We start from the raw sequence: 1102 nt of genomic DNA, 5'->3' as shown, positions 1-1102 counted from the left end.
GCATAGGCCGGCGGCGCGCGTGACGGCTCGGGCGCCGGCACAGCCAGCTCGGGCACGGCCTCGCCGCGGGCGCGGYGGGCGACCAGCGCCTCGGTGCGCAGCAGCTGGTCGAGCGCCTGCGAGCGCAGCCGGCCACAGGCGCCGGCCAGCTGGTCGACCCAGCTGTCGACGACGCCCAGCCAGTCGCCCAGGTTGTCCTTGCTGGTAGGCGGCAGCTTGAACTCGCCGAGCAGCTCGCTCCAGCTCGCGACGCCGAGCTTCTCGCGCAGCGTCGCATCGAGCACCACCGCGTCGCGCTGCTCCGACACCCTCTGCAAGGCCGCCTGCAGATGGTTCGCGACGCCCACCAGCCGCTCGACGCCGGCCTTGCCGACGCGGCGCGTCGCGCTTTCCACCTGCCAGGCGTTGGACAGCAGGCCTTGCGCATCGCGCAGGTCGGCCTCGCTGTGGTCGGCGTAGTGCAGCAGCGCGAGCAGGCCTTCGAGGTAGGCGTCCCAGCCGCCGCCGAGCTGCGCCGCCGCGGCACGGTGCGTGCTGCGGCAGGCCTTGTCGTGCGCCAGCAGGCGCTGCTCGACCTGGCGGTGCTCGCGTTCGACGGCCTTCAGCAGGCCCGGCAGCTCGCCCTGCTTCAGCGTGCGGTCGCGGTGTCGGATCACGCCGCCAGGCGCCTTCAGCGCGCCGGATTGCAACGCGCGCAACTGGCCCAGCTCGCGCTCCAGTTCGCGCAGCCGCGCCACGTCGTCGAGCAGCGATTCGGGGTACAGCGCCGCCAGATCGGCCGGCGTCGCGCCCTGCTGTGCCGGGTCGACCAGCTCGGCCGCGCTCTTCACGCTGCGCGTGACCGAGCGGCCGAGGTACACGCCGCGGTAGCGGCCCTGCAGGCTCTCGCGTGCGAACTGCTCGTCGAGCGCCTGCAGCGAGTCCTCGAGCGCGATCGGCGTGAGCTTCGTCTCGCCGATCAGCTGCGCGGTGACGCGCTCGCGCAGGCCGGGCGCGTCGTCGAACAGCTCCCAGGCGCTGCGGTCGTCGAAGGGCGCCGCCACGTAGTGGCGCTTCGCGTTGGCTTCGCGCTCGTGGTTCAGCGGGTGGGTCAGCCACATGC

The 1102-nt window shown here is 73.7% G+C and carries 1 protein-coding gene; it reads right to left on the bottom strand.

What is annotated here, in order from left to right; genetic code table 11:
- Window positions 1-1102, bottom strand: a 1102-nt coding sequence (locus AC1D15_RS33630) for a hypothetical protein (RefSeq protein WP_477829475.1), incomplete at both ends; no start/stop codon positions are given.

It is taken from the genome of Rhizobacter sp. P2_H2 (assembly GCF_056403375.1).
Note: the sequence above shows the minus strand (reverse complement) of the source record. Positions and strands in the feature narration are given on the sequence as shown.